Genomic DNA, 24,868 nt, shown 5'->3' with positions numbered 1-24,868 from the left:
GCAGCTACTAGGCTGAAACCATGACAGCCGCACCGGTGACCCTCTGCTTCGCCCTCCGGGACACGCCCGACGGGACGGAGGTCCTGCTGGGCCTCAAGCGGACCGGGTTCGGGCTGGGAAAAATTGTGGGCATCGGCGGCCACGTCGAACCCGGGGAGACCGACGCCCAGGCTGTCGTCCGCGAGGTTTTCGAGGAAACCGGGCTGATCGTTGCCGAACCCGACCTCAGCCACGCAGGCCTCGTGGAGTTCGTCTTCCCGGCCCGACCCGAGTGGAACATGTCCTGCCGGCTCTTCACCACCCGGCGCTGGGACGGCGAACCCGCCGAGAGCGGCGAGATCACCCCGGAATGGTTCAGCACCACCGAGCTGCCCTTGGAGCGCATGTGGCAGGACGCCGAACACTGGCTGCCGCCGGCGCTCTCCGGCGAGACGATCGACGTCGTCGTCGTCCTGAATGACGACAACGAAACGGTGGCCTCCGTCCGCTACCCCGATGAGCAAGGGAAGGGTACGCAGGGGGCCGGGGCGCGGCGCTAACACGCTTCCCGCCGGGAAACGATGCTGCCCGGCGGGGCGAGACCGGCAGTCATTCCGCGGGCCGGTAGCCTAGGCGTGAAAACGCCGGATCCGCCGGCACCCGATCCGCGCACCTTGGAGGCCCGGCATGAGCGGCAACAACCTTCACCTCCCCGGCGACGACGACGGCGACTATCCCGACTCTGCAGACCGCGGGGACTCTCCGGGCGACGCCCGACGGCGCTGGCCGCTTGCCGCCGCCGTCGTCGTGCTCGCCCTGGCGGCCGTGGGAGGCGGCGTAGCCGTCGCAGCGACCATGGGGTCCAAGGCGCCCGCGGCAGCCTCGTCACCGGCGCCCTCCGAAACCCCGACGACGCGCGCCGCCACGCCGTCGACCAGTGCCGCGGCGGCCCCGTCCCAAACGGCAACACCCACCGCCACGGCCACGACCCCGGCCGCAGCAAACACCCAGCCGCCCACCGACGCCGCCGCCGACTGGCGGACGTTCACCAGCGCCGACCGCCGGATCAGCTTTGAGTACCCCGGAATCTGGACGGCGACCCAGGCCCCGCCCGCCAATACCGGGTCGACGGACGTGGAGGTTGCCGACGAATCCGGCGTGATCGTGGCGTCCCTGCACTCCGGACCGTCGGGCGGCGTCGGCGGAGCCTGCGAGGGGCCGGTGCCCTACACCGTCCTCGACTCGGTCAACGTCGACATCCCCTACCAGCCGACCAAGGGCTCCGTGAGCCCGAGGTTCGCCTTCCGCGCCCTGCAGGAAGCCGACCACGTCACGGCGTCCTACGGACTCACCAGCTCCCCGGCCGGTCAAAACGGCAGCACCTGCATGTTCTACAACATTGTCAGCGGGCCCTCCGACTCGCCGTTGTTCTCCTTCGCGGACGCCTACCAGGTGAACACCGGAGTCCAGCAGCAGATCCCCGGCCACAAGGGTCCCAAGTCTTTCCCCACGATTGACGACGCCCGGGCCTACATGCAGAGCGCCGAGTACCTCAACGCCAAGCGCATGATCACCTCGCTGAAGGTCACCCAGGGCTAGCCCCGGCGCCCCACCCGAAACCCCCCAAACACAGCGGCCCGGCCACCCACGAAGGGGTGGCCGGGCCGCTGTCTTTGCTTTACCGCTTGAGGCGGGGAAGCGGGACGGGAGTTACGGCACGTGCCGCTCTTCCACGCCGTTGTATTCGCTCAGCGGGCGGATCAGGGAGTTCGAGTCGAGCTGCTCCATGATGTGCGCCGTCCAGCCGGTGATCCGGCTGGCGACGAACAGGGGAGTGAACGTCGGGGTGTCGAAGCCCATCAGGTGGTAGGTCGGCCCTGCCGGGTAGTCGAGGTTCGGCTTGATGGCCTTGGCCTCGTCCATGGCGGTTTCCAGCCCGTTGTAGAGCCCCAACAGCTCGGGCCGACCGTAGTGGGCGATCATCTTGTCCAGCGCAGCCTTCATGGTCGGGACGCGGGAGTCACCGTGCTTGTAGACACGGTGGCCGAAGCCCATGACCTTCTTCTTCTTGGCCAGGGCATCCTCCATCCAGGCCTTGGCCCGGGCGGCGGCCTCCTCCAGCGACTCTTCCTGGCGGATGCCGATCTCGTCGAAGGTGTGCATGACGGCCTCGTTGGCGCCGCCGTGCAGCGGTCCCTTGAGCGCCCCGATCGCCCCGGTCACGGCCGAGTGCAGGTCCGAGAGCGTCGAGGTGATCACGCGCGCGGTGAAGGTCGAGGCGTTGAAGGAGTGCTCCGCGTACAGGATCATCGAGACGTTGAACGCCTCGACGACCTCCTGGACCGGCTCCTCGCCGAACGCCATCCAGAGGAAGTTGGCAGAGTAGCCCAGGTCGTCGCGGGGCTCCACTGGTTCCTGCCCGTGCCGCCGGCGCTGGTCATACGCCACCACCGCCGGCATCGCGGCGAACAGGTCCACGGCCTTGGCCATGTTGGCCTCCCGCGAGGAGTCCTCCGCCAGCGGGTGCCGGGCGCCCAGCACCGACGCCGCCGTCCGGCAGACATCCATCGGGTGCGCCGTGACGGGAAGGGCGTCGATGACGGTCTTCAGCACCGGGTCCAGTGCACGTCCGGCGCGCTCCTTGGCGGTGAACTCTGCCAATTGCCCGTCGGTCGGCAGCTCGCCGTTCCAGAGCAGGTACGCCACCTCCTCGAAGCTGCACTTGGCGGCCAGCTCCTGGACGGGGTAGCCGCGGTACAGCAGCGAGTTGGTTTCCGGGTTGACCTTGGACACCGCGGTGTAGTCCACCACGACGCCGGCAAGGCCCTTTTTGATCTCGTTGTCAGCCATGCTGAACTCCTTTGTTCCTAACGCCTGTTGTCCGGCCGGGGCCGGCGGTCCGGTGGGGTGTCAGATGCCGGGGATCTGGAAATTGAACACCCCGGTGTCGAAGCGGTTGTAGGCCTCGTAGTCCACGAGGTCGTACAGCCGTGCACGGGTCAGCATGTTGGGAACCTGTGCCTCCTGGGTGCCGTCTGATTTGATCGTCTCCAGAGTACGCTCCGCCGCGCCCATGGCACTACGAAGCAGGGTCACCGGGTAGATGATCATATTGACGCCGACGCCGGCCAGCTCGTCCACCGTGAACAGCGCGCTCTTGCCGAACTCGGTCATGTTCGCCAGGATCGGCACGTCCACGGCGTCACGGATGGCCTGGAACTCGGAGAGATCCTTCATCGCCTCGGGGAAGATCGCGTCTGCGCCGGCCTCCACCAGGGCCTTGGCGCGCTGCTGGGCAGCCTCCAGGCCGTCGGTGGCGCGGATGTCGGTGCGGGCCATGATCAGGAAGTTCGGGTCCCGTCGGGCGTCGGCCGCGGCGCGGATCCGCTTGGTGGCGGTGTCCAGGTCCACGACGTTCTTGCCGTCCAGGTGCCCGCAGCGCTTCGGGTTGAACTGGTCCTCGATGTGCAGGCCGGCCAGGCCGGCGTTCTCGAGTTCCTGCACGGTCCGGGCGACGTTCATCGGCTCACCGAAGCCGGTGTCCGCGTCCACGATCGAGGGCAGGTCCGTCATCCGGGCGATCTGCCCGGCCCGGGTGGCCACCTCGGTGAGCGTGGTCAGCCCGATGTCCGGCAGGCCCAGGTCGTTGGCCAGGACGGCGCCGGAGATGTACACGCCGGCGAAGCCCTTCTCCTCGATCAGCCGGGCCGAGAGCGGGCTGAACGCGCCGGGGAACTGCGCGATGGTGCCGGAGGAGAGCAGCTCGCGGAAACGGATACGCTTCTGCTCCGGCGTGGTCTTCGAGTACAGCATTAGAAGAGTCCCTTCGGTGCGGCCGCCAGGTCGATCACGCCGTCGGCGGCCTTGATGTTCAGCTGGTCCAGCTCACCGGCGGCGAGCTCGGGCAGGCGGGCGGCTGCGGCGAGGAAGCGCTCGATCTCTTCCTCGGCCACCAGGCCAGCGGCGAGGGTGCGGAACTTGTTCACGTACTGCTCGCGGGCGAACGGCCGGGCGCCGAGCGGGTGGGCGTCGGCGACAGCGATCTGGTCGGTGATGACGGTGCCGTCCTTGAGCGTGATTTCCACCGAGCCGCCGAAGGCCTTCTCGGCGATGTCCAGGCTGTGGTAGCGGCGGGTCCATTCGGGATCCTCCACCGTGGTGACCTTGTGCCAGAGTTCCACCGTGTCCGGCCGGCCCGCACGCTCGGGGGAGTAGGAGTCCACGTGGTGCCAGCGGCCGTCCTGCAGGGCGACGGTGAAGATGTACGGAATGGAGTGGTCCAGGGTTTCCCGGCTGGCGGTGGGGCTGTACTTCTGCGGGTCGTTCGCGCCGGAGCCGATCACGTAGTGCGTGTGGTGGCTGGTCTTGATCAGGACGGACTCGACGTTGGCCGGGTCCGTGACCTCCGGGTGCTCGCCGTGCAGCTTGCGGGCCAGGTCGATCCAGGCCTGCGCCTGGTATTCGGCGGAGTGCTCCTTGGTGTAGGTGTCCAGGATGGCGCGCTTGGCCTCGCCCTCCTCGGGCAGCGGCACCAGGTAGTCGGCGGTGGGGCCGTCGAGCATCCAGGCGATGACGCCGTCTTCGCCTTCGTAGATCGGCACGGGGGAGGTCTGGCCGCGCATGGCGCGGTCCGCGGCCTCGACGGCCATCTTGCCGGCGAACGCCGGGGCGTGGGCCTTCCAGGTGGAGATTTCGCCCTTGCGGGACTGCCGGGTGGCGGTGGTGGTGTGCAGGCCCTGGCCGACGGACTGGAAGATGGTCTCGACGTCGAGGCCCAGCAGGGTGCCGATACCGGCGGCAGCGGAGGGGCCGAGGTGTGCGACGTGGTCGATCTTGTGCTTGTGCAGGCAGATGGCCTTGACCAGGTTGACCTGGATTTCGTAGCCGGTGGCGATGCCGCGGATCAGGTCGCGGCCGCTGGAGCCGACGTGCTGGGCGACGGCCAGGATCGGCGGGATGTTGTCGCCCGGGTGGGAGTACTCGGCGGCCAGGAAGGTGTCGTGGTAGTCGAGTTCGCGGACGGCCACGCCGTTGGCCCAGGCGGCCCATTCGGGGGAGACGCGCTCCTCGATGCCGAAGACCTTGGAGCCCTTGCCGCCGGTGCTGGGGCCGTGGGTAAGGGCCTGGGCGCGGGCGGCGACGATCGGCGCGCGGTTCAGCGAGGCGATGGCCACCGAGGCGTTGTCGATGATGCGGTTGATCACCATGTCGGTGACCTCGTCGGTGACCTCCACCGGGTCGGCGGCGACCTTGGCGATCTTGTAGGCCAGCTGGTCCTCGCGGGCCAGGTTTTCCTCGCTCTTGTAGACGCGGACGTGGTGTTCCTTGACCATGGTGCTCCTTCTGAAGGGGTCCGTACTAGTGCGGTACGTGGGTTGCTTTGACGTGGGAAAGACTGCGGTGCAGGTGAAGCGTGGTCGCGGCCTCGGCCAGCCGGGGGTTGCCGGCGGCGATGGCCTCGGCGATCGCCGCGTGTTCGGCGGCCGCGGCGGTGAGGCGTGCGGCATCGTCGGCGGCCAGCCGGCGCACCCGGACCAGGTGCACGCGCAGGCTGCGCATCGCCTGGGCCAGGTAGGCGTTGGAAATGGCGGCGTCGACGGCGGCATCGAGCCGGCCGACAAGGTCGTAGTAGTCGTGCCGGGCGGGGTCGGCGCCGTTGATCAGCTCCGGCGCCCGCAGCAACTCGCGCTGCAACCCGGCGAAGACGGCCTGATCGCCGCGTTCGGCGGCCAGCGCCGCGGCCTTGCCTTCAAGGGTCTCGCGAAGCTCGAAGAGTTCGTCGATGTCCTCCAGCGAGATGTCGGTGACGACGACGCCGCGGCCGCCCGCCGTCGTCGTCAAACCCTCCGCGGTGAGCCGGCTCAGCGCCTCCCGCAGCGGGGTCCGGGAGACGCCCAGGCGCTCGGACTGCTCCACCTCGGCGAGAACCGTGCCGGGAGCCAGCCGCCACTCGATAATGTCGTCGCGGAGTGCCGCATAGGCCCTGTCGCTGGCGCGCATGATGCTCTCCTTCCTCGCCGAATCCTCACCAGTGTATACACAGACTGCTTCGCATCCAAGCAATTCGGGAGAAACTCACGAATAGACCCACCTCGTGTATACAAAACCCTTGTGAGCTTCCGAGCATCCGTCTAGCATGGTCTGCATCACAATGTCGTGGAACGGGAGAACGCCATGGACAACGCCGGCAACCGGGAGACCTCGGAACGCAGCTCCGACACCAGCAGCTCCGAAGGACGCAGCACCGCCAGCTACGGGAGCAGCTATGCGCGCAGCATGGACCAGCCGGAGGACTTCTGGCTCGACGCGGCCCGAAAGATCGACTGGAGCGTCCCGCCCACCCGTGCCCTGGATTCGAGCCGCGCACCGCTCTACGCCTGGTTCCCCGACGGCGAACTGAACACCTGCTTCAATGCCCTGGACCGGCACGTGGCCGCCGGCCACGGCGACCGGACGGCGTTGGTCTACGACTCCGCCATGCTGGGCGTCCGGAAGAGCTTCACCTACGCCGAACTGACGGACCAGGTGGCGCGGTTCGCGGGCGTCCTCCGCGCCCGGGGCGTGGGCCGCGGCGACCGGGTGGTCATCTACATGCCGATGATCCCCGAGGCGGCCATCGCCATGCTCGCAACGGCCCGGCTGGGCGCCGTCCACTCGGTGGTTTTCGGCGGCTTCGCGCCCAAGGAGCTCGCCGCCCGCATCCGCGACGCCGGCCCGGCCGCCGTCGTCACCGCCTCGGGCGGCATCGAGCCGGCCCGCCGGATCGAGTACCTGCCGGCCGTCGCGGAGGCGCTGGAGCTCGCCGGAACCCCGGACACCCCGGTGCTGGTCAAGGCCCGGGACGGCTTCGCCGACACCGCCGCGAACCACGGCGGCTGGCTGGACTGGGACACCGAGATGGCCGCCGCCGAACCGGCGTCTCCGGTCAACGTCAAGGCCACGGACCCGCTGTACATCCTCTACACCTCCGGCACCACCGGCACCCCCAAGGGCGTGGTGCGGGACAACGGCGGCCACGCCGTCGCCCTGAGCTGGACGCTGGAGAACATCTATGACGTCGGCCCCGGCGACGTCATGTGGACCGCCTCCGACGTCGGCTGGGTGGTGGGCCACTCCTACATCGTCTACGGTCCGCTGCTGGCCGGGGCCACCACCGTCATGTACGAGGGGAAGCCGGTGGGCACCCCGGACGCCGGTGCCTTCTGGCGGGTGATCCAGGACCACAAGGTCAACGTCCTCTTCTCGGCCCCGACGGCGCTGCGGGCTATCCGTAAGGCCGACCCGGAGGCGGACCTGCTGAAGAACTACGACATCTCCAGCCTGCGGACCCTGTTCGCCGCGGGGGAGCGGTTGGACACGGACACCTTCCATTGGGCCGCCCGGGTTCTGGGGGTGCCTGTGGTGGACCACTGGTGGCAGACCGAGACCGGCTGGGCCATCTGCGCGAACCCCCGCGGCATGGCGGAACTGCCCATCAAGGCCGGATCCCCGAGCGTTCCGATGCCGGGCTTCCGCCTGCAGGTCCTCGACGGCTCGGGGGAGGAAGTGGAACCGGGAACGGAGGGGAACATCGTCCTGGGCCTGCCGCTGCCGCCGGGCACCCTGGCCACCCTCTGGCGCAACGACGACCGGTACGTCTCCTCCTACCTGCAGGCGTTCGAGGGCTACTACGCCACCGGCGACTCCGGCTACCGGGACGAGGACGGCTACCTGTTCGTGATGGGCCGCACCGACGACATCATCAACGTGGCCGGCCACCGGCTCTCCACCGGGGCGATGGAGCAGGTGATCGGCCAGCATCCCGCCGTCGCCGAATGCGCCGTGATCGGCCTGGCCGACCCGCTCAAGGGGCAGCGGCCCAGTGGCTACGTGGTCCTGAAGTCCGGCGTCGACGTGCCGGGGGAGGTGCTCGCCAAGGAGCTGGTGGCCCTGGTCCGGCGCGACATCGGCGCCGTGGCCGACTTCAAGCACGTCACCGTGGTGGAGGCGCTGCCCAAGACCCGCTCGGGGAAGATCCTGCGCAAGACCATGAGGCAGATCGCCGACGGCGAGGACTACGTGGTGCCCTCCACCATCGAGGACGCGGGCGTGATCGAGCAGCTGCTGGGCACCCTGCGGCCCGACACCGCGCGGTCCTGAATAGCGCGGTCCTGGAAAGCGGTTCCTAGGACGCCGGCCGGCTCCAGCGGTATTCGTTCTCCGGCCGGCCCGGCGCGCCGTAGCGGGCCGTGCGGGCCACTGTCCCGGCGTCGGCCAGGTACTCCAGATAGCGGCGGGCGGTCACGCGCGACATGCCCAGAGCCTCCATCACCTCGCTGGCGGACACGGCCCCGGCCTGCCGCTTCATGAACTCCTGCACCGACTCCAGGGTGGAGGAGGAGAGTCCCTTGGGCAGCGGCAGCTCCGAGGGGGCGCGCAAGCTCGCGAACGCCTGGTCCACGTCGCTCTGCGAGGCCCCGGTCCCTGGTCCGCCGGCAGCGGGGGAGGCCAGCTGTTCGCGGAACTGCCGGTAGCTGCGCAGCTTGTCCGCGAAAGTGGCAAAGGTGAAGGGCTTGATCAGGTACTGCACGACGCCGGTGGCCACGGCGCTGCGGACGATGTTCAGTTCACGCACGGCGGTGATGGCGATGATGTCCGCGAAGAGCCCGGCGGTGCGCATCCGGCGGGCGATGTCCAGGCCGTGCAGGTCCGGCAGGTTCATATCCAGAAGGACCAGCTCCACCGGCTGGCCCGCGGCGTTGAGCTCCGTCAGCAGGCGCAGGGCCGACTGCCCGTCCGGGGCGGACCCGGCGAGGGTGAAGCCCTCCAGCCGGCCGATGTACGCGGCGTGCGCGGCGGCCGCGATCGGCTCGTCCTCGACGACGAGCACGCGGATCTCATTCATGGTGTCCCTCTGCAATACCGGCCGCTGCGTTCCCCGCGGCCTGCCGCGTCGGCAGGCTGACCCGGAACAGTGCCCCGGCCGGGCTGGTGATTGTCATGGTACCGCCCAGCCGCCGAACGGCCTGCCGGACCAGCGCCAGGCCCAGCCCGCGGCCGAAGGGTCCGGACTCCTTGGTGCTGAAGCCGTGCCGGACGACGTCGTCCACCGCCGCCGGGTCGATGCCGGGCCCGCTGTCCTCCACGGTAATCTCCAGGGCTTCCGGTGCGGCGGTGACGCTCAGCTCCACGAGCCGCGGCGGAGGAGCGTCCGCGGCGGCGTCGATCGCGTTGTCCAGCAGGTTGCCCAGGATGGTCACCAGGTCCTGCACAGCCAGGCCGGTCACGGCGGTGGAGCCGGCCGTAGCGAGAATCAGCTCCACGCCGCGTTCGTGCGCCTGGGCGGACTTGCCCATCACCAGCGCCGCCAGGACCGGCTCCTCGATGGAGCCCACCAGGTCATCGGTGAGCCGCTGGGACAGCTCCAGGTCCTTGGTGGCGAAGTCCAGCGCCTCGGCGTCCCGGCCCAGCTCCATCAGCGAGACGATGGTGTGCAGGCGGTTGGCGTGCTCGTGCGTCTGGGCCCGCAGCGCGTCTGAGAGCGTCCGCATGGTCTCCAGCTCGCTGCCCAGGGACTCGATCTCCGTCCGGTCCCGGATGGTGGCCACCGTCCCGAAGACCGGCCGTCGCGACGACCCCCGCTGCCGCCGTGCCCCCCGCGAGGCTGCCAGCGGCCCCGGAGCAGGACCCACCGCGGGGCCCTGATTCACCACCAGCACGCGCTCGCCGGTGAGGTGGATTTCGTCCTGGGCCACCCGCCCGGACCGGAACAGTTCCCGCAGGCTCGGCGCCAGCGGCAGCTCCGCCAGCGTGGGGGCTTCGGCCGGCCGGGCGACGCCGCCCCGGTCCGCGCCGTGGTTTGCGCCGGGGTTTGCGCTGCGGGTGACGCCCAGGGCGGCACCGCCGTCCGCGTCCACCGCCGCATCCGCGGGTCGCGGGGGTACGCCCAGCAGCGCCGCCGCCTGGTCGTTGTACATCACCACCCGGCCGCGCGGGTCGATCAGGATCACGCCCTCGCGCACCGAGTGCAGCACGGACTCGTAGTAGGCAAACAGCTGTGCCAGCTGCTCCGGGCCCCAGCCGCGGGTCACGCGCCGCAGGTACCGGCCCAGCAGCCAGGACGCCACCGAGCCGCCGGCCAGCAGCGCCGCCGCGATCACCAGCAGGGCCGGCAGCCGTCCGGAAAACGCCACGTCCACCGTTCCCACGGTCACGCCAGCGGCCACCAGCGCCTTGACGTTGCCGTTGGCATCCTTGACCGGGGCGATCGTGCGCACCGAGGGGCCCAGCGTGCCGGCCATGATCTCCGTGAAGACCCGGCCCTGCAGCGCCGCATCGATCGACCCGATGTACGGCTTGCCCAACTCCTCGTCCCGGGGGTGCGTCCAGCGGGTCCGGTCCGGGGCCATGATCGTGATGAAGTCGGCCTGGGCGTCCCGCATCACCTCCATGGCGTAGGGCTGCAGCAGCGCCGACGGATTCGGCGCCGCGGCGGCCTGCAGGACCAGCGGGTTGTCCGCCACCGCGGTGGCGATCCCGGCCATCCGCCGCCCGGCCTCCTGGTACGCGTGGTCCCGTGCGTCCACATAGGTGGCGGTCCCGACGACGGCGGTCAGCGCCAGCATGAACAGCAGATGGGCCACGAACAGGCGCCGGGCGATGCTCCAGTGGTGGATCAAAGTGCACCCTCCATGACCAATATGAACGCAACGGTGATGCGCGTCACTCCGTACCCAATGATGGAGGAACACGCAGAAAGGACGGATGCGTCCACGGACAGCATCGACGTCCAGCCTATCCAAGGAGAAATACCATGGCCTCTCAACGAGGAGAGTCAGCGGCAACGGCCGCGGCGCCGGTCAAGCGCAAGGGGCTGGACAAGTCCCACTACCTGTACATCGCGGTCATCGTGGCAGTCGTCCTCGGCGCCGTCGTCGGCCTGATGTTCCCCGAGGTCGGCAAGTCCCTCAAGCCCCTCGGCGACGGGTTCATCAAGCTGATCAAGATGATGATCGCCCCCGTCATCTTCTGCACCATCGTCCTGGGCATCGGCTCCATCGCCAAGGCGGCCACCGTCGGCAAGGTCGGCGGCCTGGCCCTGGGCTACTTCATCGTCATGTCCACCTTCGCCCTGGCCATCGGCCTGGTCGTCGGCAACCTGATCCACCCGGGCACCGGCCTGAAGCTGGCCCCGTACGATCCGAACAAGAAGGCCGCCACGGACAGCACCGTCGACTTCCTGCTCGGCATCATCCCCGGCGACATCCCCGTCCTGCCGACCCTCCTCGCCGCCATTCTGGTCGGCTTCGCGCTGCAGAAGATGGGCACCCAGGGCGCCCCGATCCTCAAGGCCATCGGCCACGGCCAGGCCCTCGTCTTCCGCATCCTGATCATGATCATGTGGCTCGCCCCGGTAGGTGCCTTCGGCGCCATCGCCGCCGTCGTCGGCGCCACCGGCGTCCAGGCCATCATCAGCATGGCCACCCTGATGGTGGCCTTCTACATCACCTGCGCCGTGTTCATCGTCGTGATCCTCGGCGGCATCCTGCAGGTCGTCTCCGGCGTCAACATCTTCCGCCTGATGAAGTACCTGGGCCGCGAATACCTGCTGATCTTCTCCACCTCCTCCTCCGAGGCCGCCCTGCCCCGCCTGATCGCCAAGATGGAACACCTCGGCGTGTCCAAGCCGGTCGTCGGCGTCACCGTCCCCACCGGCTACTCCTTCAACCTGGACGGCACCGCGATCTACCTGACCATGGCCTCCCTCTTCGTCGCCAACGCCATGGGCACCCCGCTGGACCTGGGCGCCCAGGTCTCGCTGCTGATCTTCATGATCATCGCCTCCAAGGGCGCAGCCGGTGTCACCGGCGCCGGCCTGGCCACCCTGGCCGCCGGCCTGCAGGCCCACCGTCCGGAACTGCTCGGCGGCGTCGGCATGATCGTCGGCATCGACCGGTTCATGTCCGAGGCCCGCGCGCTGACCAACTTCACCGGCAACGCCGTCGCCACCATCCTGATCGGCACCTGGGTCAAGGAGATCGACGGCGGCCAGGTGGAGCGCGTCCTCTCCGGCGCCGTCCCGTTCGACGAGCAGACCATGATCGCGGGCCACGTGGCCGGCGAACCGGCCGGCGAAGCGGCCGCAGAGTCCGCCCGCCCGCAGGTGCCGGCCAACGCCTAACCGGCCGCCGCACCCGCAACGCAGTACCGCGAAACCGCCCGGACGCCCCGCCGCGTCCGGGCGGTTTCGCGTCCCCGGCCCGGCCTCCCCGCGGCAACCCTCGACCTCTACCAGAAGGTCAAGGCGCGCAAAACGGCGGTTGTCAAGGTCCGTCGAATACCGTGTCGGGGGCTGTAACCTTGGGAGGAATAACGATCGCCGCCGACGAACCGCGGCGGGATCGGGCAGCAAATATCACCGTCATCGAAAGTGTGGATAGATACGTGAGCAGCGAACAGGGGTCAGCCACCCTGGAAGGCACCGGACTCGACCTGGACGACGCCGTCATGGGGCCCACCGGGCGTCCCCTGCGGGAGTTCCCTGAGCCCGCGCCGCTGTCCTCCCACGGCCCGGCACGCGTCATCGCCATGGTGAACCAGAAGGGCGGCGTCGGCAAGACGACGTCCACCATCAACCTGGCCGCGGCCCTGGCCGAGTACGGCCGCCGCGTCCTGCTGGTGGACTTCGACCCGCAGGGTGCGCTGTCCGCCGGCCTCGGCACCAACCCGCACGAGCTGGACCTGACGGTCTACAACGTCCTGATGGACCGCAAGGTGGACATCCGCGACGCGATCCAGAAGACCGGCGTCGAGAACGTGGACCTGCTCCCGGCCAACATCGACCTCTCCGCCGCCGAGGTGCAGCTGGTCAACGAGGTGGCCCGCGAACAGGTCCTTGACCGGGCACTCAAAAAGGTCGAAGACGACTACGACGTCGTCCTGATCGACTGCCAGCCCTCCCTCGGCCTGCTCACGGTCAACGCCCTCACCGCCGCCCACGGCGTCATCATCCCGCTGATCTGCGAGTTCTTCGCCCTCCGTGCCGTGGCGCTGCTGGTCGAGACCATCGACAAGGTCCAGGACCGGCTCAACCCCCGCCTGCAGGTCGACGGCGTCCTCGCCACCATGTACGACGCGCGGACCCTCCACGGCCGCGAGGTCATCGCCCGGCTGGTCGAGGCCTTCGGCGACAAGGTCTTCGAAACCGTCATCAAGCGCTCCATCAAGTTCGCCGACGCCACCGTCGCCGCTGAACCGATCACCAGCTACGCCGGGAACCATGCCGGCGCGGACGCCTACCGCCGCCTGGCCAAGGAACTGATCTCGCGCGGCGGCGCGCCCTAGGCACCGTGACGGCGACGCTCACCGCGCCGGAGGAGCTGTCACCGGCGGCGAAGAAGCCCGGCTTCGAGGTCCGGCTGGCCAACTTCACCGGCCCCTTCGACCTGCTCCTGGGCCTGATCTCCAAACACCAGCTGGACATCACCGAGGTGGCGCTGGCCACCGTCACCGACGAGTTCATCAAGTACACCCGGAAGCTCCAGGAGCAGGGGGAGGACTGGGCCCTCGACGAGGCCAGCGAGTTCCTGGTGGTGGCCGCCACCCTGCTGGACCTCAAGGCCGCCCGGCTGCTGCCCGCCGGCGAGGTCGAGGACGCCGAGGACGTGGCGCTCCTGGAAGCCCGGGACCTGCTGTTCGCCCGGCTGCTGCAGTACAAGGCCTTCAAGCACGTCGCCGGCCTGCTCGGCGCCACCCTGGAACAGGAGGCGCAGCGCTACCCCCGCCAGGTGGCCCTCGAGGAACACTTCGCCGCGCTGCTGCCGGACCTGGTCTGGAAGCACACCCCGGCCCAGTTCGCCGCCCTCGCCGGCGCCGCGCTGACCCCCAAGGCTGCCGCACCCACCGAGGTGGGCCTGGCGCACTTGCACGGCAGCCCCGTCAGCGTCCGGGAACAGGCCGAGATCCTCGGGCTGCGCCTGCGGCAGGGCCGGCCGCTGACCTTCCGGGCCCTGACCGCCGACGCCGAATCCACCCTGGTGGTGGTGGCCCGCTTCCTGGCCCTGCTGGAGATGTTCCGCGACAAGGCGGTCTCCTTCGACCAGCTGCAGCCCCTCGGCGAACTCTCCGTGCACTGGACGGCCGCCGACCCCGAATGGAACAGTGCGGCCCTGAGCGAGGAATACGAGGACCAGCCATGACCACCGGACCAGAGACTCGCCCCGGACCGGCTGGCACCCCCGCCGGACAGCCGGACCCGGGAACCCCCGACGTCGCGGATCTTCCCGGCGGCGTCCGCGCCGCGCTGGAGGCCGTGCTGATGGTGATCGACGAACCAGCGACGGCGGCGCAGCTCGCCGCGGGCCTCGGTCAGCCCGTCGACGTCGTCGAGGACCTGCTCGAGGACCTGCGGCGGGAGTATAACGGCTATACTGGAAGTTCCCCGGATGTGGCCACAGCCCCCCGGGGTTTCGAATTGCGGAACATCGCCGGTGGCTGGCGGATTTATTCCCGGGCCGAATTCGCCGACGTGGTCGGCGGATTCGTGCTCGAAGGCCAGACGGCCAGGCTGACGCAGGCGGCGCTCGAAACGCTCGCCGTGATCGCCTACCGGCAGCCCGTATCCCGGGCCAGGGTCTCGGCAATTCGAGGCGTCAACGTCGACTCCGTGGTGCGGACGCTCGTGCAGCGCGGACTGATCGAGGACTCGGGACATGATCCCGAGTCCGGGGCAGTCCTCTACCGCACCACCTCGTATTTCCTGGAACGGATGGGGATCGGGTCGGTGGCGGAACTGCCCCAGCTCTCCCCGCACCTTCCCGGACTCGAGGGCATCGCGGAGTACTACGACGCCGGACGCATGTAACAGCACCACACACCAGCGGGCAGCCACGCAGCCTGCGCACAGATTTCACCACAACGAAGGACGGGTCATGACACAGGCGGGACGCCAGGGTTCACCACGTAACGGTTCGGGACGGACCGGAGCCGGCAACAAGGCCGGACACAACACACCGCGCAGCCAGGGAGCCGGCGGCGCCGGCCGCGGCCAGCGCGACGCCGGCAAGGGCGGCTTCTCCGGCGGAGCTGACCGCGGCTTCAAGCGGCCCAAGCCGCGCGAGGAAGCCTTCATTGACCCGGACCTGAACCCGGGTCCGGCGGAGCCGGCACAGCGCGGCGGCAAGCCCGCGGCGAAGAAGCCTGGAGCCCGCAAGCCCGGCGCCGGCAAGGCCCCGGGCACCCCCGGCGCCCTGAAGCCCAAGGCCCGCATCGGGGCCGGCGCCGCCAAGGCCACCGGCTCGAAGGCCTTCGGCAGCGAACGCTTCGGCCAGAACCTGGGTCCGGTCCGCAAGCCCACCCGCAAGCGCGGCCCGCGCGGCGCCGTGCCGCAGTCCGAGCTGCACGATGCCGACGGTGTCCGCCTGCAAAAGGTCATGGCCTCCGCCGGCGTGGCCTCCCGTCGCGTCTGCGAAGAGATGATCGCCGAGGGCCGGGTCGAGGTGGACGGCCGCGTCGTCACCGAACTGGGCATGCGGGTGGACCCCGCCACCTCCGTGATCCACGTCGACGGCCTACGCATTCAGCTGGACGAAAACATGGTCTACATGGTCTTCAACAAGCCCAAGGGCGTTGTCTCCACCATGGAAGACCCGGACGGCCGGCCGTGCATCAGCGACTTCGTCCGCAACCACCACGGCGAGCGGCTCTTCCACGTGGGCCGGCTGGACGTCGCCACCGAGGGCCTGCTGCTGCTGACCAACGACGGCGAACTGGCCAACCGGCTGACGCACCCCTCCTACGAGGTGCCCAAGACCTATCTGGTCCAGGTCCGCGGCCCGTTCCCGCAGGGCGTCGGCGCGCAGCTGAAGGCCGGCGTCGAGCTGGAAGACGGCATGGCCTCGGTGGATTCGTTCCGGCTGGTCGACTCCACCCCGGGCCACGTGCTGATCGAGGTGGTCCTGCACTCGGGGAAGAACCGGATCGTGCGCCGCCTCTTCGACGCCGTCGGTTTCCCCGTGCTGCGCCTGGTCCGCGTCAAGGTCGGCCCCATCGGCCTGGGCGACCAGCGCCAGGGCAGCATCCGCAACCTCGGCAAGCAGGAAGTCGGCCACCTGCTGGCATCCGTGGGGCTGTAAGCATGTCCGCTTTCCGCACCCACGGCCGCGGGCACCTCAACGGCCCCGTGGTCGTCGTGGGCACCGGGCTGCTGGGCACCAGCATCGGGCTGGGCCTGCGCGGCCGCGGCGTCCCGGTGTACCTGACCGACCCCTCGCCGACCAACCAGGCCGTCGCCGTCGACATCGGCGCCGGCCTGCCGCTGGAGCGGCTCGAGGGGGAGGCCCCGGAGCTCGTCGTCGTGGCGGCCCCGCCGGACGTGACGGCCGACGTCGTCGCCCGCGCCCTGGCGGACTACCCCGACGCCACCGTGGTGGACATCGCCAGCGTCAAGGCGGGCATCCAGGCAGAGCTCCGCGACCGCGGGGCCGACCTGGGCCGCTACGTCGGCACCCACCCGATGGCCGGCCGGGAGAAGTCCGGGCCGGTCGCCGCGCGCGGGGAACTCTTCACCTCCATGCCGTGGGTGCTGTGCCCGACGCCGGAGACCCGGCCTGAGGCCCTCACGACGGCGCGCGCGCTGGCGGGCGACCTCGGCGCCGTCGTCGCCGAATTCGATGCCCAGGAACACGACGACGCGGTGGCGCTGGTCTCACACCTGCCCCAGGTGATGTCCTCGTTGCTGGCCAGCCGGCTGCAGGGCACGCCCCTGCACGCTCTGTCCCTGGCCGGGAACGGGCTCCGGGACACCACCCGGATCGCCGCGAGCGACCCGACGCTGTGGGTGCAGATCCTCGGCGCCAACGCCGGACCCATGGTGGGGCTGCTGCACGGCGTCCGGGAGGACCTGAACCGCCTGATTGGCACCCTGGAGAACCCCACCGCGCCCGGCGCGCGGCTGGACCTGGCGCAGCTGATCAGCGAGGGCAACGCCGGCCAGGCCCGCATCCCGGGCAAGCACGGCGGGCCGCCGCAGGCCTACTCCTGGCTCACCGTCCTGGTCGACGACACGCCGGGGCAGATCGCCCGGCTGCTCACCGAGATCGGCGAGATCGGCGTCAACCTCGAAGACCTGCGCCTGGACCACTCCTCCGGCCAGAACGTGGGCATGGTGGAGATCTCCGTCCTGCCCAACAAACACGAAATGCTCATCGAAGCCCTCAACGACCGCGGATGGCGGGTACTCCAGTAATGACCCAGGAAACAGCAGCAGTAGCGACGGACGTGGTCCGTCCCGGCAAGAGCCTCGTCGTCGCCATTGACGGGCCCTCCGGGTCGGGCAAGTCCAGTGTCAGCAAGGAGGTGGCCCGCCGGCTCCGGCTGGCCTACCTGGACACCGGCGCGATGTACCGGGCCCTGACCTGGTACTGCCTCGACGCCGGGACCGACCTGGCCGACGGGCAGGCCGTCGAGGACGCCGCCGAGGTCCTTGATCTGGACATGAGCACCAGCGCGGGGGAGGAGTACGTGCGCGTGGGCGGCGTGGACATCACCGACGCCATCCGTGAACCCTCCATCTCCGCCGCGGTCAGCGCCGTCGCCACCAACCTGGGCGCCCGCACCGAACTGATCCGCCGCCAGCGGGCAATCATCGACAAGCACCACCGCCGCATGGTGGTGGAGGGCCGGGACATCACCACTGTCGTCGCGCCCAACGCCGAGGTGCGGATGCTGCTGACCGCCAGCGAGGAGGCCCGGCTGCGCCGCCGCGGCCTGCAGCTGGGCGGCACCCAGAACGCCGAGCAGCTCGCCGCCCAGGTGACGGCGCGGGACGCCAAGGACTCCACCGTGGTGAACTTCACCCGGGCCGCCGACGGCGTGGTGACCCTGGACTCCTCGGATCTGGACTTTGAGCAGACCGTCGACGCGGCCCTCGGGATCGTGCGCCGGGTCGTCGAGCACGCGCCCTTCACCCGTGACTGAGCGCGCGGCCGCGGTCCCCGGACGCCTGTTCCTCACCGGAACCATGGCCTGGAGCCGCCCCGTGGGCTGGGCGCTGGACCACCTCGTCTACCGGACCACCGTCAGCGGACGGGCCAACGTCCCGCAGGCCGGCCCGGTGATCTTCGCCGGGAACCACATCAGCTACCTCGACGGGCCGGTGATGTTCGGTGCCGCCCCGCGGCCGATGCACATCCTGGTCAAGCAGGAGATGTTCGGCGGCGTCCTGGGCCGGGTGCTGACCGCCGCGGGCCAGCTGCCCGTGGACCGGTCCGGGGACCGGGCGGCGCTGCAGCGCGCCAAGGCCATCCTGGACGCCGGATCCTGCGTGGGCATCCTCCCCGAAGGCACCCGGGGCAGCGGCCAGGCGGCGGCGATCAACAACGGGGTGGCCTGGCTGGCGCTGAACTCGGCGGCCACCGTCATCCCGGTCGCCATCCTCGGAACCCGCACCGGCGACGAACACCTCAACACCGTGCCCCGCCCGGGCCGCCGGCTGCACGTCAGCTTCGGCCCGGCGCTGACCGCGGACCGCGGGCCGGGGGAGACCGGGCGTGCTTCAATGGACAGGGTGGGAACCGGGATCCGTGCTGCGCTGGCGCGGCACGTCCAGGACACCATCCAGGCCAGCGGACACCGCCTGCCCGACGCGGAAACAGCACGCGCCGGATCAGCAACACCGCAAACAGAACCACCGCACGAACGCCAGACAGCAGTAGCCGGAGAGCCGGCAGATCACCACCTAAGGAAAGTGCAATGAGCGATACGACTCAAACCTCCGGCAACTTCGGCGCCGGCGAAGACGAATACACGCCCACCGGCACGGACCAGGTGGCGGAGAACCTCGCCGCCCTGGACGACGACGAGGCCGACCTCCGCGCCGCGTCGCTGCGCGCCGGCCTGGAAGACTACGAGCTCGACGAGGACGACGCCGCGCTGCTCAGCGGCGACTTCGAGGACGAGGACTTCGACGGCCCGCTGAAGCTGGACCCGGTCCTGGCCATCATCGGCCGCCCGAACGTGGGCAAGTCCACGCTGGTCAACCGCATCCTGGGCCGCCGCGAGGCCGTCGTCGAGGACACCCCCGGCGTCACCCGCGACCGCGTCATGTACTCAGCGCACTGGAACGGCCGCAACTTCACCCTGGTGGACACCGGCGGCTGGGAGCACGACGCCCGCGGCATCCACGCCCGCGTCGCCGAGCAGGCCGAGATGGCCGTGGAACTGGCCGACGCCGTGCTCTTCGTGGTGGACTCCGCCGTCGGCGCCACCGCCACCGACGAGGGCGTCATGAAGATGCTCCGAAAGTCCAAGAAGCCGGTCATCATGGTGGCCAACAAGGTGGACGACTTCGCCCAGGAAGCCGACTCGGCCGCGCTCTGGGGCCTCGGCTTCGGCGAGCCCTACCCGGTCTCCGCCCTGCACGGCCGTGGCGTGGCAGACCTGCTGGACCACGTGATGGATGTCCTGCCCGAGTTCTCCACCATCGAGGGCCTGGAACGCAGCGGCGGCCCCCGCCGCATCGCGCTGATCGGCCGCCCGAACGTGGGCAAGTCCTCGCTGCTGAACAAGCTGGCCGGCTCCGAGCGCGTCGTCGTGGACAACACCGCCGGCACCACCCGCGACCCGGTGGACGAATTCATCGAGCTCGGCGGCCGCACCTGGCGCTTCGTGGACACCGCCGGCATCCGGCGCCGCCAGCACATGGCCCAGGGCGCCGACTTCTACGCCTCACTGCGCACCCAGAGTGCCCTCGAAAAGGCCGAGGTCGCCGTCGTGCTCCTCGCCGTGGACGAGGTCCTTAGCGAGCAGGACGTCCGCATCCTGCAGCTGGCCATCGAATCCGGCCGGGCGCTGGTGCTGGCGTTCAACAAGTGGGACCTGCTGGACGACGAACGCCGGATCTACCTTGAGCGCGAGATCGACCGCGACCTGGCCCACGTGGCCTGGGCCCCCCGGGTGAACATCTCCGCCAAGACCGGCTGGCACAAGGACCGCCTGGTTCCCGCCCTGGACACGGCGCTTGAAAGCTGGGACAAGCGCATCCCCACCGGCCGGCTCAACGCCTTCCTCGGCGAACTCGTCGCGGCGCACCCGCACCCGGTCCGCGGCGGCAAGCAGCCCCGCATCCTCTTCGGCACCCAGGCGTCCAGCCGTCCGCCGAAGTTCGTCCTCTTCACCACCGGGTTCCTGGACCCGGGCTACCGCCGCTTCATCACCCGCCGCCTGCGTGAGACCTTCGGCTTCGAGGGCACCCCGATCGAGGTCAACATGCGGGTCCGGGAAAAGCGCAGCAAGAAGCGTTAATTCGGACACACCGGAGGGAAAAGTGCCCGTGGCGGCGGCGAAATGTCACGGGCACCCTCCGGGATCGTGTAAGCTTTTCAAGGTGGTTCGGCCGGACTGCTCAGTGAATACGGCAGGGAGAAATCCCTCCCGGAGCCACGGAGCGGAGAACGACGGAACCAGCGGGCTGTAGCGCAGCTTGGTAGCGCACTTGACTGGGGGTCAAGGGGTCGCAGGTTCAAATCCTGTCAGCCCGACCAACAGAAAAAACCCCGTCCTTGCCGGAAACGGCAGGGGCGGGGTTTTCTGCTTTCCCGAGTAACCCGCCGCGGCGCGGGCTGCTACGGGGGCCGGTTACTTCAAGAAGCGCGAGGTGCGCCGGTCCGCCAGGATCTTCCCCTTCGTCTGGCAGGTGGGGCAGTACTGCAGGGCCGTGTCCGCGAAGGAGACCTCCCGGACGGTGTCCCCGCAGACCGGGCAGGCCTCCCCGGCCCGGCCGTGAACCCGCAGGTGGGTCCGCTTCGTGTCCTTGAGTTCGGCGGGCGGCTTTCCGGCTGCCTCCGCCACGGCCGCGCCGAGCACCTCATGGATCGCCCGGTAGAGGCGTTCGACGGCGTCGCGGTCCAGGGACGCGGCGATCGCGAACGGGGAGATCCGTGCCGCGTGCAGGATCTCGTCGCTGTAGGCGTTGCCGATCCCGGCCATGATGCTTTGGCTGCGCAGCACTCCCTTGACCTGCTGGGAGTGGGCGGCCAGGATCGCCGCGAGCGATTCGACGTCGAAATCCTTGCCCAGCGGGTCCGGCCCCAGCGCGGCGATCCCCGGAACCTCTGCCGGGTCCCGGACCAGGTACACGGCCAGGCTCTTGCGGGTCCCCGCCTCGGTCAGGTCCACGTCCACGGGACCGGCGCCGCCGGTCAGGGACAGCCGGACCGCGATGTGCCCGCCGCCGCGCTTGAGTACGGCCCCGGTGGGTGCTTCCGTCACCCGGACCCAGCCGGCGCGGGCGAGATGGAAGACCAGGAACAGCCCGTCCGCCTCCACTGCCGCGAACTTCCCGTACCGCCGGACGCCCGTCACCGTGCGTCCCTCGAGTGCGTTGATCGGGGGATCGGCGGTCTTCAGTACGGCGAAGGAGACCACCTGGATGCCGGTGACCTCGCAGCCGTCCAGACGGGCCGCGAGGAAGTCCGCCAGCGCCGCGACTTCGGGCAGTTCAGGCATGGGCAAACACGTTCCGTTCCGGTGCGGGGGCGGCCATGGCCCCATCATGCCAGAGACCTCCCGGGCCGGTGTCGATATGCCTATACTTTCAGCGGCGGCCCGTTCCTCCGGCCGCCGCATCTCCAGCGCTGGACCCAATGCTTGACCCCAGTAAATTCACCCGAAGTGCTTGACCTGTAGTGCGACCCGACGAAAGGCCCGTCATGAGCATCATTCCCGAAGACCTCTCCTACACCGCCGAACACGAGTGGGTCACCGCCCCCAACGCCGACGGCGTCGTCCGGGTGGGCATCACGGATTTTGCCCAGGACGCCCTCGGCGACGTGGTCTACGCCCAGATGCCGGAGGTGGGCACCAAGCTCACCGCCAACGACGTCGTTGGCGAGGTCGAATCGACCAAGAGCGTCAGCGACATCTACGCCCCGGTCAGCGGCGAAGTGGTGGCCCGCAATGAGGCGCTGGACACCGACTCGGCCCTGATTAACTCCGATCCGTACGGCGAGGGCTGGCTGCTGGAAATCAAGCTGGCCGAGGCCGACGCGGTCGAGTCGCTGCTCAGTGCATCGGAGTACGAACAGCAGGTAGGCTAAAGGCAAGGCCGCCCGGCCCTGCCGCTGGAGACAGCTGCCGGACGGCGGACCGACTACCGGATCTGCCAGGCTTTTCCGGACGGCATGTGTTGTTTGCAGGGGGGAACCTGCAACGAATCAGGAGGATTCAATGGTTGGGCACGGACAGAACGACACCGGTGAATACGGCACGGGTGGAGTGAAAGCCTCGGAGACCACCTCGATCCACCTCACCCCGGTCCGCGACGAGCCGACGATCGCCCCGAAGGTTTCGACCGAGGAGCGCACCGCGATCGAATCGCTGCCGGCAGGTTCGGCGCTGCTGATCGCGCACAGCGGTCCCAACAGTGGTGCCCGCTTCCTGCTGGACTCGGACGTCACCACCGCCGGCCGGCACCCCGACGCCGACATCTTCCTCGATGACGTCACGGTGTCCCGCCGCCACGTCGAATTCCGCCGCACGGCCCGCAGCTTCGAAGTGGTGGACACCGGCAGCCTGAACGGCACCTACGTCAACAACGACCGCGTCGACGCCGTGGAACTCAAGTCCGGCAACGAGGTGCAGATCGGCAAGTTCCGCCTGACCTTCTACCTGAGCCCTGTCCGCACCGCAGGCAACGTCTGATATCGGAGTACTTTCCGGTGGCCATGGCACAAGCCGAACGGCGCGGACCCCAGGTTTTGAACATCGGGGAGGTCCTGGGGCAACTCAGTGACGACTTCCCGTCCATGACCGCGTCGAAAATCAGGTTCCTTGAGGAAAAGGGACTCATCAACCCGCAGCGGACCCCCGCGGGGTACCGGCAGTACTCGGAGAACGACGTCGAGCGGCTCCGTTTCGTGCTGGCGCTCCAGCGCGACCAGTATCTGCCGTTGAAGGTGATCAAGGATTACCTCGACGCGATCGACCGCGGCGAACGCCCGGACAACCTTCCGCCCGGCGTCACCGTCTCGCCGCGGATCGTCTCCGACGAGCTCGCCTCCGAGCTGAACAACCGGGTGCGCCGGCTCAGCGAGGAACAGCTGCGGACCGAATCCGGGGCGAGCGTCCCGCTGTTGGAGTCCCTGCTGAGCTACGGGCTGATCGGCCACGTCAACGGCCAGTTCGACGAGCACGCCCTGCAGGTGGCCAAGGCCTGCGTCCAGCTGGAAAGCCACGGCCTTGAACCCCGCCACCTGCGCCCCTTCCAGGCCGCCGCGGACCGGGAGTTCGGCCTGGTGGAACGCGCCGTCGCCACCCTCACGTCCCGCAAGGACGCCGCCTCGCACGCCCGCGCCGCCGAGGCGGCCCGGGAAATCAGCGACCTCTGCCTCTCGCTGCACCGAGCTCTGGTCCAGGACCGCATCTCGAGGATGGACATCTGATGATTGAGGTCGAGATCGTGGGCGTTCGGATCGAACTGCCCTCCAACCAGCCGCTCGTGCTGCTCAAGGAGATGCACGGCGAACGGCACGTGCCGATCTGGATCGGCACCCCCGAGGCCAGCGCCATCGCCCTGGCCCAGCAGGGCGTCGTCCCGCCGCGGCCGATGACCCACGACCTACTGGTCGACGTCGTCGAGGCGCTCGGCCACACGATCGTCAGCGTCAACATCGTCGCGGTGGAGGACAACGTCTTCTACGGCCAGCTGCAGTTCGAGGACGGCACCACGGTCAGCTCGAGGGCGTCCGACGCCCTCGCCCTGGCGCTGCGCGCCAAGTGCCGGATCTGGTGCGCCGACGCCGTCATGGATGAGGCCGGCGTGCGGATCACCGAGCATGATGAGGGTGAGGACACGGAGCCGGGTCCCGCCGTCGACGAAGAGGGGGAGATGCGCCGCTTCCGGGAATTCCTGGACGACGTCGAACCCGAGGATTTCGCGGGCTGACCCTGTCGAAGTCTCAAGTTGAGGTCGAAACTTTCGACACGCCCCGGCTATAGCCCCAACGTCTTTGACCTGAGGGGCCGGTCAGCCTAACGTCAGAGATACAAGTTCCCATTGCAGACAACAGGTGCGCACGTCACACTGGACTGAGCAGCCGGACCCGAACGGCGCGGATCACTCCCGCGCCGGGACGGCCCGACGGCGGCAGGAAAGCGCGCTAAGGCTGTAATTCCCCGCGGGAGCTCAGAATGAGGAGGATCCACGTGAGTCCGAAAGGCGACGCAGGCGAGCTCAAGCAGGCCTCGACGGCAGGTGTTGCCGTGCCCGCTACCGGCGCGCAGGGCCTGCTCTTCACCGAGGACCTCCCCGTCCTGGACGAAGATGCCGGCTACCGCGGACCGACCGCCTGCAAGGCCGCCGGTATCACCTACCGCCAGCTTGACTACTGGGCCCGCACCGGACTGGTGGAACCCGCCGTCCGCGGCGCCGCCGGTTCCGGCTCGCAGCGGCTCTACGGCTTCCGCGACATCCTGGTCCTCAAGGTCGTCAAGCGTCTCCTGGACACCGGAGTGTCCCTGCAGCAGATCCGCACCGCCGTCGAACACCTGCGTGAACGCGGTGTGGAGGACCTGGCCCAGATCACCCTGATGAGCGACGGCGCCAGCGTCTACGAATGCACCTCCGCCGACGAGGTCATCGACCTGGTCCAGGGCGGCCAGGGAGTCTTCGGCATCGCCGTCGGCCGGGTCTGGCGCGAGGTCGAGGGCAGCCTCGCGGCCCTTCCCAGCGAGCACGCCGCCGACCAGTCCTTTCCCGACGACGAACTGAGCAAGCGCCGGGCGGCCCGCAAGACCGGCTGATTCTTTCCCTTCAGACACAGAAGCGGGGGGGGCCCCCCGGGGCCCCCCCGGGGGGGGGGTTTTATGGCCCCGCGGGGGCCCCCGCAGGGGGGGGGGGGGGGGCCGGCCCCGC

24 protein-coding genes and 1 tRNA gene are annotated in these 24,868 nt (G+C 69.5%); 18 read left to right on the top strand and 7 right to left on the bottom strand.

All coding sequences use genetic code 11. From position 1 onward, the window contains the following. The first annotated feature begins 20 nt into the window (after positions 1 to 20). Positions 21 to 539, top strand: a complete 519-nt coding sequence (locus ACFUCU_RS13190) for an 8-oxo-dGTP diphosphatase (protein ID WP_377973029.1) — start codon at positions 21 to 23, stop codon at positions 537 to 539. A 127-nt stretch (positions 540 to 666) separates the two neighbouring features. After that, complete coding sequence (locus ACFUCU_RS13185) at positions 667 to 1,578, top strand: hypothetical protein (RefSeq protein ID WP_377973028.1); 912 nt, start codon at positions 667 to 669, stop codon at positions 1,576 to 1,578. Positions 1,579 to 1,689: 111 nt separating this feature from the next. On the opposite strand, the gene ACFUCU_RS13180 is transcribed toward ACFUCU_RS13185, so the two are convergent. Genes ACFUCU_RS13180 through ACFUCU_RS13165 form a run of 4 tightly spaced genes read right to left on the bottom strand, consistent with a single transcriptional unit; the run spans position 1,690 to position 5,979 of the window. Continuing rightward, entirely contained in the window at positions 1,690 to 2,829 is a 1,140-nt protein-coding gene (locus ACFUCU_RS13180; RefSeq protein WP_364137914.1) for a bifunctional 2-methylcitrate synthase/citrate synthase, read from the bottom strand. A gap of 60 nt (positions 2,830 to 2,889) precedes the next feature. After that, entirely contained in the window at positions 2,890 to 3,792 is a 903-nt protein-coding gene (gene prpB, locus ACFUCU_RS13175; RefSeq protein ID WP_364137912.1) for a methylisocitrate lyase, read from the bottom strand. Further along, positions 3,792 to 5,312 carry an MmgE/PrpD family protein gene (locus tag ACFUCU_RS13170; RefSeq protein WP_377973027.1) on the bottom strand — a complete coding sequence of 507 codons (1,521 nt, stop codon included), beginning with the start codon at positions 5,310 to 5,312 and terminating at the stop codon, positions 3,792 to 3,794. Before ACFUCU_RS13170 ends, prpB begins: the two co-directional genes overlap by 1 nt. A 25-nt stretch (positions 5,313 to 5,337) precedes the next feature. Continuing rightward, positions 5,338 to 5,979 (bottom strand): GntR family transcriptional regulator, encoded by a 642-nt coding sequence (locus ACFUCU_RS13165; protein ID WP_364137908.1) that lies wholly within the window; start codon positions 5,977 to 5,979, stop codon positions 5,338 to 5,340. Between the two features lie 156 nt (positions 5,980 to 6,135). On the opposite strand from ACFUCU_RS13165, the gene ACFUCU_RS13160 reads away from it, so the two are divergent. Then, on the top strand, positions 6,136 to 8,118 hold the full coding sequence (locus ACFUCU_RS13160) for a propionyl-CoA synthetase (protein ID WP_377973026.1): 1,983 nt from the start codon (positions 6,136 to 6,138) through the stop codon (positions 8,116 to 8,118). 25 nt (positions 8,119 to 8,143) lie between these two features. On the opposite strand, the gene ACFUCU_RS13155 is transcribed toward ACFUCU_RS13160, so the two are convergent. Then, on the bottom strand, positions 8,144 to 8,863 hold the full coding sequence (locus tag ACFUCU_RS13155; protein WP_364137904.1) for a response regulator: 720 nt from the start codon (positions 8,861 to 8,863) through the stop codon (positions 8,144 to 8,146). After that, the gene (locus ACFUCU_RS13150; protein WP_377973025.1) at positions 8,856 to 10,637 is read right to left on the bottom strand and encodes an ATP-binding protein; all 1,782 of its coding nucleotides are present in this window, start codon (positions 10,635 to 10,637) and stop codon (positions 8,856 to 8,858) included. Before ACFUCU_RS13150 ends, ACFUCU_RS13155 begins: the two co-directional genes overlap by 8 nt. Before the next feature lie 134 nt (positions 10,638 to 10,771). On the opposite strand from ACFUCU_RS13150, the gene ACFUCU_RS13145 reads away from it, so the two are divergent. The 10 genes from ACFUCU_RS13145 to ACFUCU_RS13100 all read left to right on the top strand — a co-directional run bounded on the left by ACFUCU_RS13145 (position 10,772) and on the right by ACFUCU_RS13100 (position 20,498). Continuing rightward, positions 10,772 to 12,139 carry a cation:dicarboxylate symporter family transporter gene (locus ACFUCU_RS13145; protein WP_290258227.1) on the top strand — a complete coding sequence of 456 codons (1,368 nt, stop codon included), beginning with the start codon at positions 10,772 to 10,774 and terminating at the stop codon, positions 12,137 to 12,139. Between the two features lie 263 nt (positions 12,140 to 12,402). Beyond that, entirely contained in the window at positions 12,403 to 13,302 is a 900-nt protein-coding gene (locus tag ACFUCU_RS13140; protein WP_364137898.1) for an AAA family ATPase, read from the top strand. A gap of 5 nt (positions 13,303 to 13,307) precedes the next feature. After that, on the top strand, positions 13,308 to 14,156 hold the full coding sequence (locus ACFUCU_RS13135) for a ScpA family protein (protein WP_290258225.1): 849 nt from the start codon (positions 13,308 to 13,310) through the stop codon (positions 14,154 to 14,156). Then, a complete protein-coding gene (locus ACFUCU_RS13130; protein ID WP_377973024.1) occupies positions 14,153 to 14,821 on the top strand; it encodes an SMC-Scp complex subunit ScpB in 669 nt (222 codons plus the stop codon). Before ACFUCU_RS13135 ends, ACFUCU_RS13130 begins: the two co-directional genes overlap by 4 nt. Before the next feature lie 67 nt (positions 14,822 to 14,888). Beyond that, a complete protein-coding gene (locus ACFUCU_RS13125; protein WP_377973023.1) occupies positions 14,889 to 16,091 on the top strand; it encodes a pseudouridine synthase in 1,203 nt (400 codons plus the stop codon). Between the two features lie 2 nt (positions 16,092 to 16,093). Continuing rightward, a complete protein-coding gene (locus ACFUCU_RS13120) occupies positions 16,094 to 17,203 on the top strand; it encodes a prephenate dehydrogenase (protein WP_377973022.1) in 1,110 nt (369 codons plus the stop codon). Beyond that, complete coding sequence (gene cmk / locus ACFUCU_RS13115) at positions 17,203 to 17,934, top strand: (d)CMP kinase (protein ID WP_377973021.1); 732 nt, start codon at positions 17,203 to 17,205, stop codon at positions 17,932 to 17,934. Before ACFUCU_RS13120 ends, cmk begins: the two co-directional genes overlap by 1 nt. 43 nt (positions 17,935 to 17,977) lie before the next feature. Next, entirely contained in the window at positions 17,978 to 18,712 is a 735-nt protein-coding gene (locus tag ACFUCU_RS13110) for a lysophospholipid acyltransferase family protein (protein ID WP_377973041.1), read from the top strand. Further along, positions 18,709 to 20,259 (top strand): ribosome biogenesis GTPase Der, encoded by a 1,551-nt coding sequence (gene der / locus ACFUCU_RS13105; protein WP_290258219.1) that lies wholly within the window; start codon positions 18,709 to 18,711, stop codon positions 20,257 to 20,259. The genes ACFUCU_RS13110 and der overlap by 4 nt, the downstream gene beginning before the upstream one ends. Before the next feature lie 162 nt (positions 20,260 to 20,421). Further along, positions 20,422 to 20,498, top strand: a tRNA-Pro gene (locus ACFUCU_RS13100). Positions 20,499 to 20,592: 94 nt separating this feature from the next. On the opposite strand, the gene ACFUCU_RS13095 is transcribed toward ACFUCU_RS13100, so the two are convergent. Further along, a complete protein-coding gene (locus ACFUCU_RS13095; protein ID WP_377973020.1) occupies positions 20,593 to 21,462 on the bottom strand; it encodes an Fpg/Nei family DNA glycosylase in 870 nt (289 codons plus the stop codon). A 203-nt stretch (positions 21,463 to 21,665) separates the two neighbouring features. On the opposite strand from ACFUCU_RS13095, the gene gcvH reads away from it, so the two are divergent. The 5 genes from gcvH to ACFUCU_RS13070 all read left to right on the top strand — a co-directional run bounded on the left by gcvH (position 21,666) and on the right by ACFUCU_RS13070 (position 24,756). Continuing rightward, a complete protein-coding gene (gene gcvH, locus ACFUCU_RS13090; RefSeq protein ID WP_290258217.1) occupies positions 21,666 to 22,052 on the top strand; it encodes a glycine cleavage system protein GcvH in 387 nt (128 codons plus the stop codon). A 130-nt stretch (positions 22,053 to 22,182) separates the two neighbouring features. After that, the gene (locus ACFUCU_RS13085; protein WP_290258216.1) at positions 22,183 to 22,656 is read left to right on the top strand and encodes an FHA domain-containing protein; all 474 of its coding nucleotides are present in this window, start codon (positions 22,183 to 22,185) and stop codon (positions 22,654 to 22,656) included. A gap of 23 nt (positions 22,657 to 22,679) precedes the next feature. Beyond that, positions 22,680 to 23,396, top strand: a complete 717-nt coding sequence (locus tag ACFUCU_RS13080) for a MerR family transcriptional regulator (RefSeq protein ID WP_290258215.1) — start codon at positions 22,680 to 22,682, stop codon at positions 23,394 to 23,396. Continuing rightward, entirely contained in the window at positions 23,396 to 23,899 is a 504-nt protein-coding gene (locus ACFUCU_RS13075; RefSeq protein ID WP_377973019.1) for a bifunctional nuclease family protein, read from the top strand. Before ACFUCU_RS13080 ends, ACFUCU_RS13075 begins: the two co-directional genes overlap by 1 nt. A 260-nt stretch (positions 23,900 to 24,159) precedes the next feature. Further along, positions 24,160 to 24,756: a MerR family transcriptional regulator gene (locus ACFUCU_RS13070; RefSeq protein ID WP_290258212.1), complete on the top strand. Its 597-nt coding sequence runs from the start codon at positions 24,160 to 24,162 to the stop codon at positions 24,754 to 24,756. Positions 24,757 to 24,868: the final 112 nt, after the last annotated feature.

It is taken from the genome of Arthrobacter sp. NPDC057259 (assembly GCF_042668995.1).
Taxonomy (GTDB): Bacteria; Actinomycetota; Actinomycetes; order Actinomycetales; family Micrococcaceae; genus Arthrobacter.
Note: the sequence above shows the minus strand (reverse complement) of the source record. Positions and strands in the feature narration are given on the sequence as shown.

What these genes read in the sequence shown, in the direction of transcription:
- ACFUCU_RS13190 (WP_377973029.1), top strand. Translation starts at nt 21, where the DNA reads ATGACAGCCGCACCGGTGACCCTCTGCTTCGCCCTCCGGGACACGCCC.
- ACFUCU_RS13185 (WP_377973028.1), top strand. Translation starts at nt 667, where the DNA reads ATGAGCGGCAACAACCTTCACCTCCCCGGCGACGACGACGGCGACTAT.
- ACFUCU_RS13180 (WP_364137914.1), bottom strand. Translation starts at nt 2,829, where the DNA reads ATGGCTGACAACGAGATCAAAAAGGGCCTTGCCGGCGTCGTGGTGGAC.
- prpB (WP_364137912.1), bottom strand. Translation starts at nt 3,792, where the DNA reads ATGCTGTACTCGAAGACCACGCCGGAGCAGAAGCGTATCCGTTTCCGC.
- ACFUCU_RS13170 (WP_377973027.1), bottom strand. Translation starts at nt 5,312, where the DNA reads ATGGTCAAGGAACACCACGTCCGCGTCTACAAGAGCGAGGAAAACCTG.
- ACFUCU_RS13165 (WP_364137908.1), bottom strand. Translation starts at nt 5,979, where the DNA reads ATGCGCGCCAGCGACAGGGCCTATGCGGCACTCCGCGACGACATTATC.
- ACFUCU_RS13155 (WP_364137904.1), bottom strand. Translation starts at nt 8,863, where the DNA reads ATGAATGAGATCCGCGTGCTCGTCGTCGAGGACGAGCCGATCGCGGCC.
- ACFUCU_RS13145 (WP_290258227.1), top strand. Translation starts at nt 10,772, where the DNA reads ATGGCCTCTCAACGAGGAGAGTCAGCGGCAACGGCCGCGGCGCCGGTC.
- ACFUCU_RS13130 (WP_377973024.1), top strand. Translation starts at nt 14,153, where the DNA reads ATGACCACCGGACCAGAGACTCGCCCCGGACCGGCTGGCACCCCCGCC.
- ACFUCU_RS13125 (WP_377973023.1), top strand. Translation starts at nt 14,889, where the DNA reads ATGACACAGGCGGGACGCCAGGGTTCACCACGTAACGGTTCGGGACGG.
- ACFUCU_RS13120 (WP_377973022.1), top strand. Translation starts at nt 16,094, where the DNA reads ATGTCCGCTTTCCGCACCCACGGCCGCGGGCACCTCAACGGCCCCGTG.
- cmk (WP_377973021.1), top strand. Translation starts at nt 17,203, where the DNA reads ATGACCCAGGAAACAGCAGCAGTAGCGACGGACGTGGTCCGTCCCGGC.
- ACFUCU_RS13110 (WP_377973041.1), top strand. Translation starts at nt 17,978, where the DNA reads ATGGCCTGGAGCCGCCCCGTGGGCTGGGCGCTGGACCACCTCGTCTAC.
- der (WP_290258219.1), top strand. Translation starts at nt 18,709, where the DNA reads ATGAGCGATACGACTCAAACCTCCGGCAACTTCGGCGCCGGCGAAGAC.
- ACFUCU_RS13095 (WP_377973020.1), bottom strand. Translation starts at nt 21,462, where the DNA reads ATGCCTGAACTGCCCGAAGTCGCGGCGCTGGCGGACTTCCTCGCGGCC.
- gcvH (WP_290258217.1), top strand. Translation starts at nt 21,666, where the DNA reads ATGAGCATCATTCCCGAAGACCTCTCCTACACCGCCGAACACGAGTGG.
- ACFUCU_RS13085 (WP_290258216.1), top strand. Translation starts at nt 22,183, where the DNA reads ATGGTTGGGCACGGACAGAACGACACCGGTGAATACGGCACGGGTGGA.
- ACFUCU_RS13080 (WP_290258215.1), top strand. Translation starts at nt 22,680, where the DNA reads ATGGCACAAGCCGAACGGCGCGGACCCCAGGTTTTGAACATCGGGGAG.
- ACFUCU_RS13075 (WP_377973019.1), top strand. Translation starts at nt 23,396, where the DNA reads ATGATTGAGGTCGAGATCGTGGGCGTTCGGATCGAACTGCCCTCCAAC.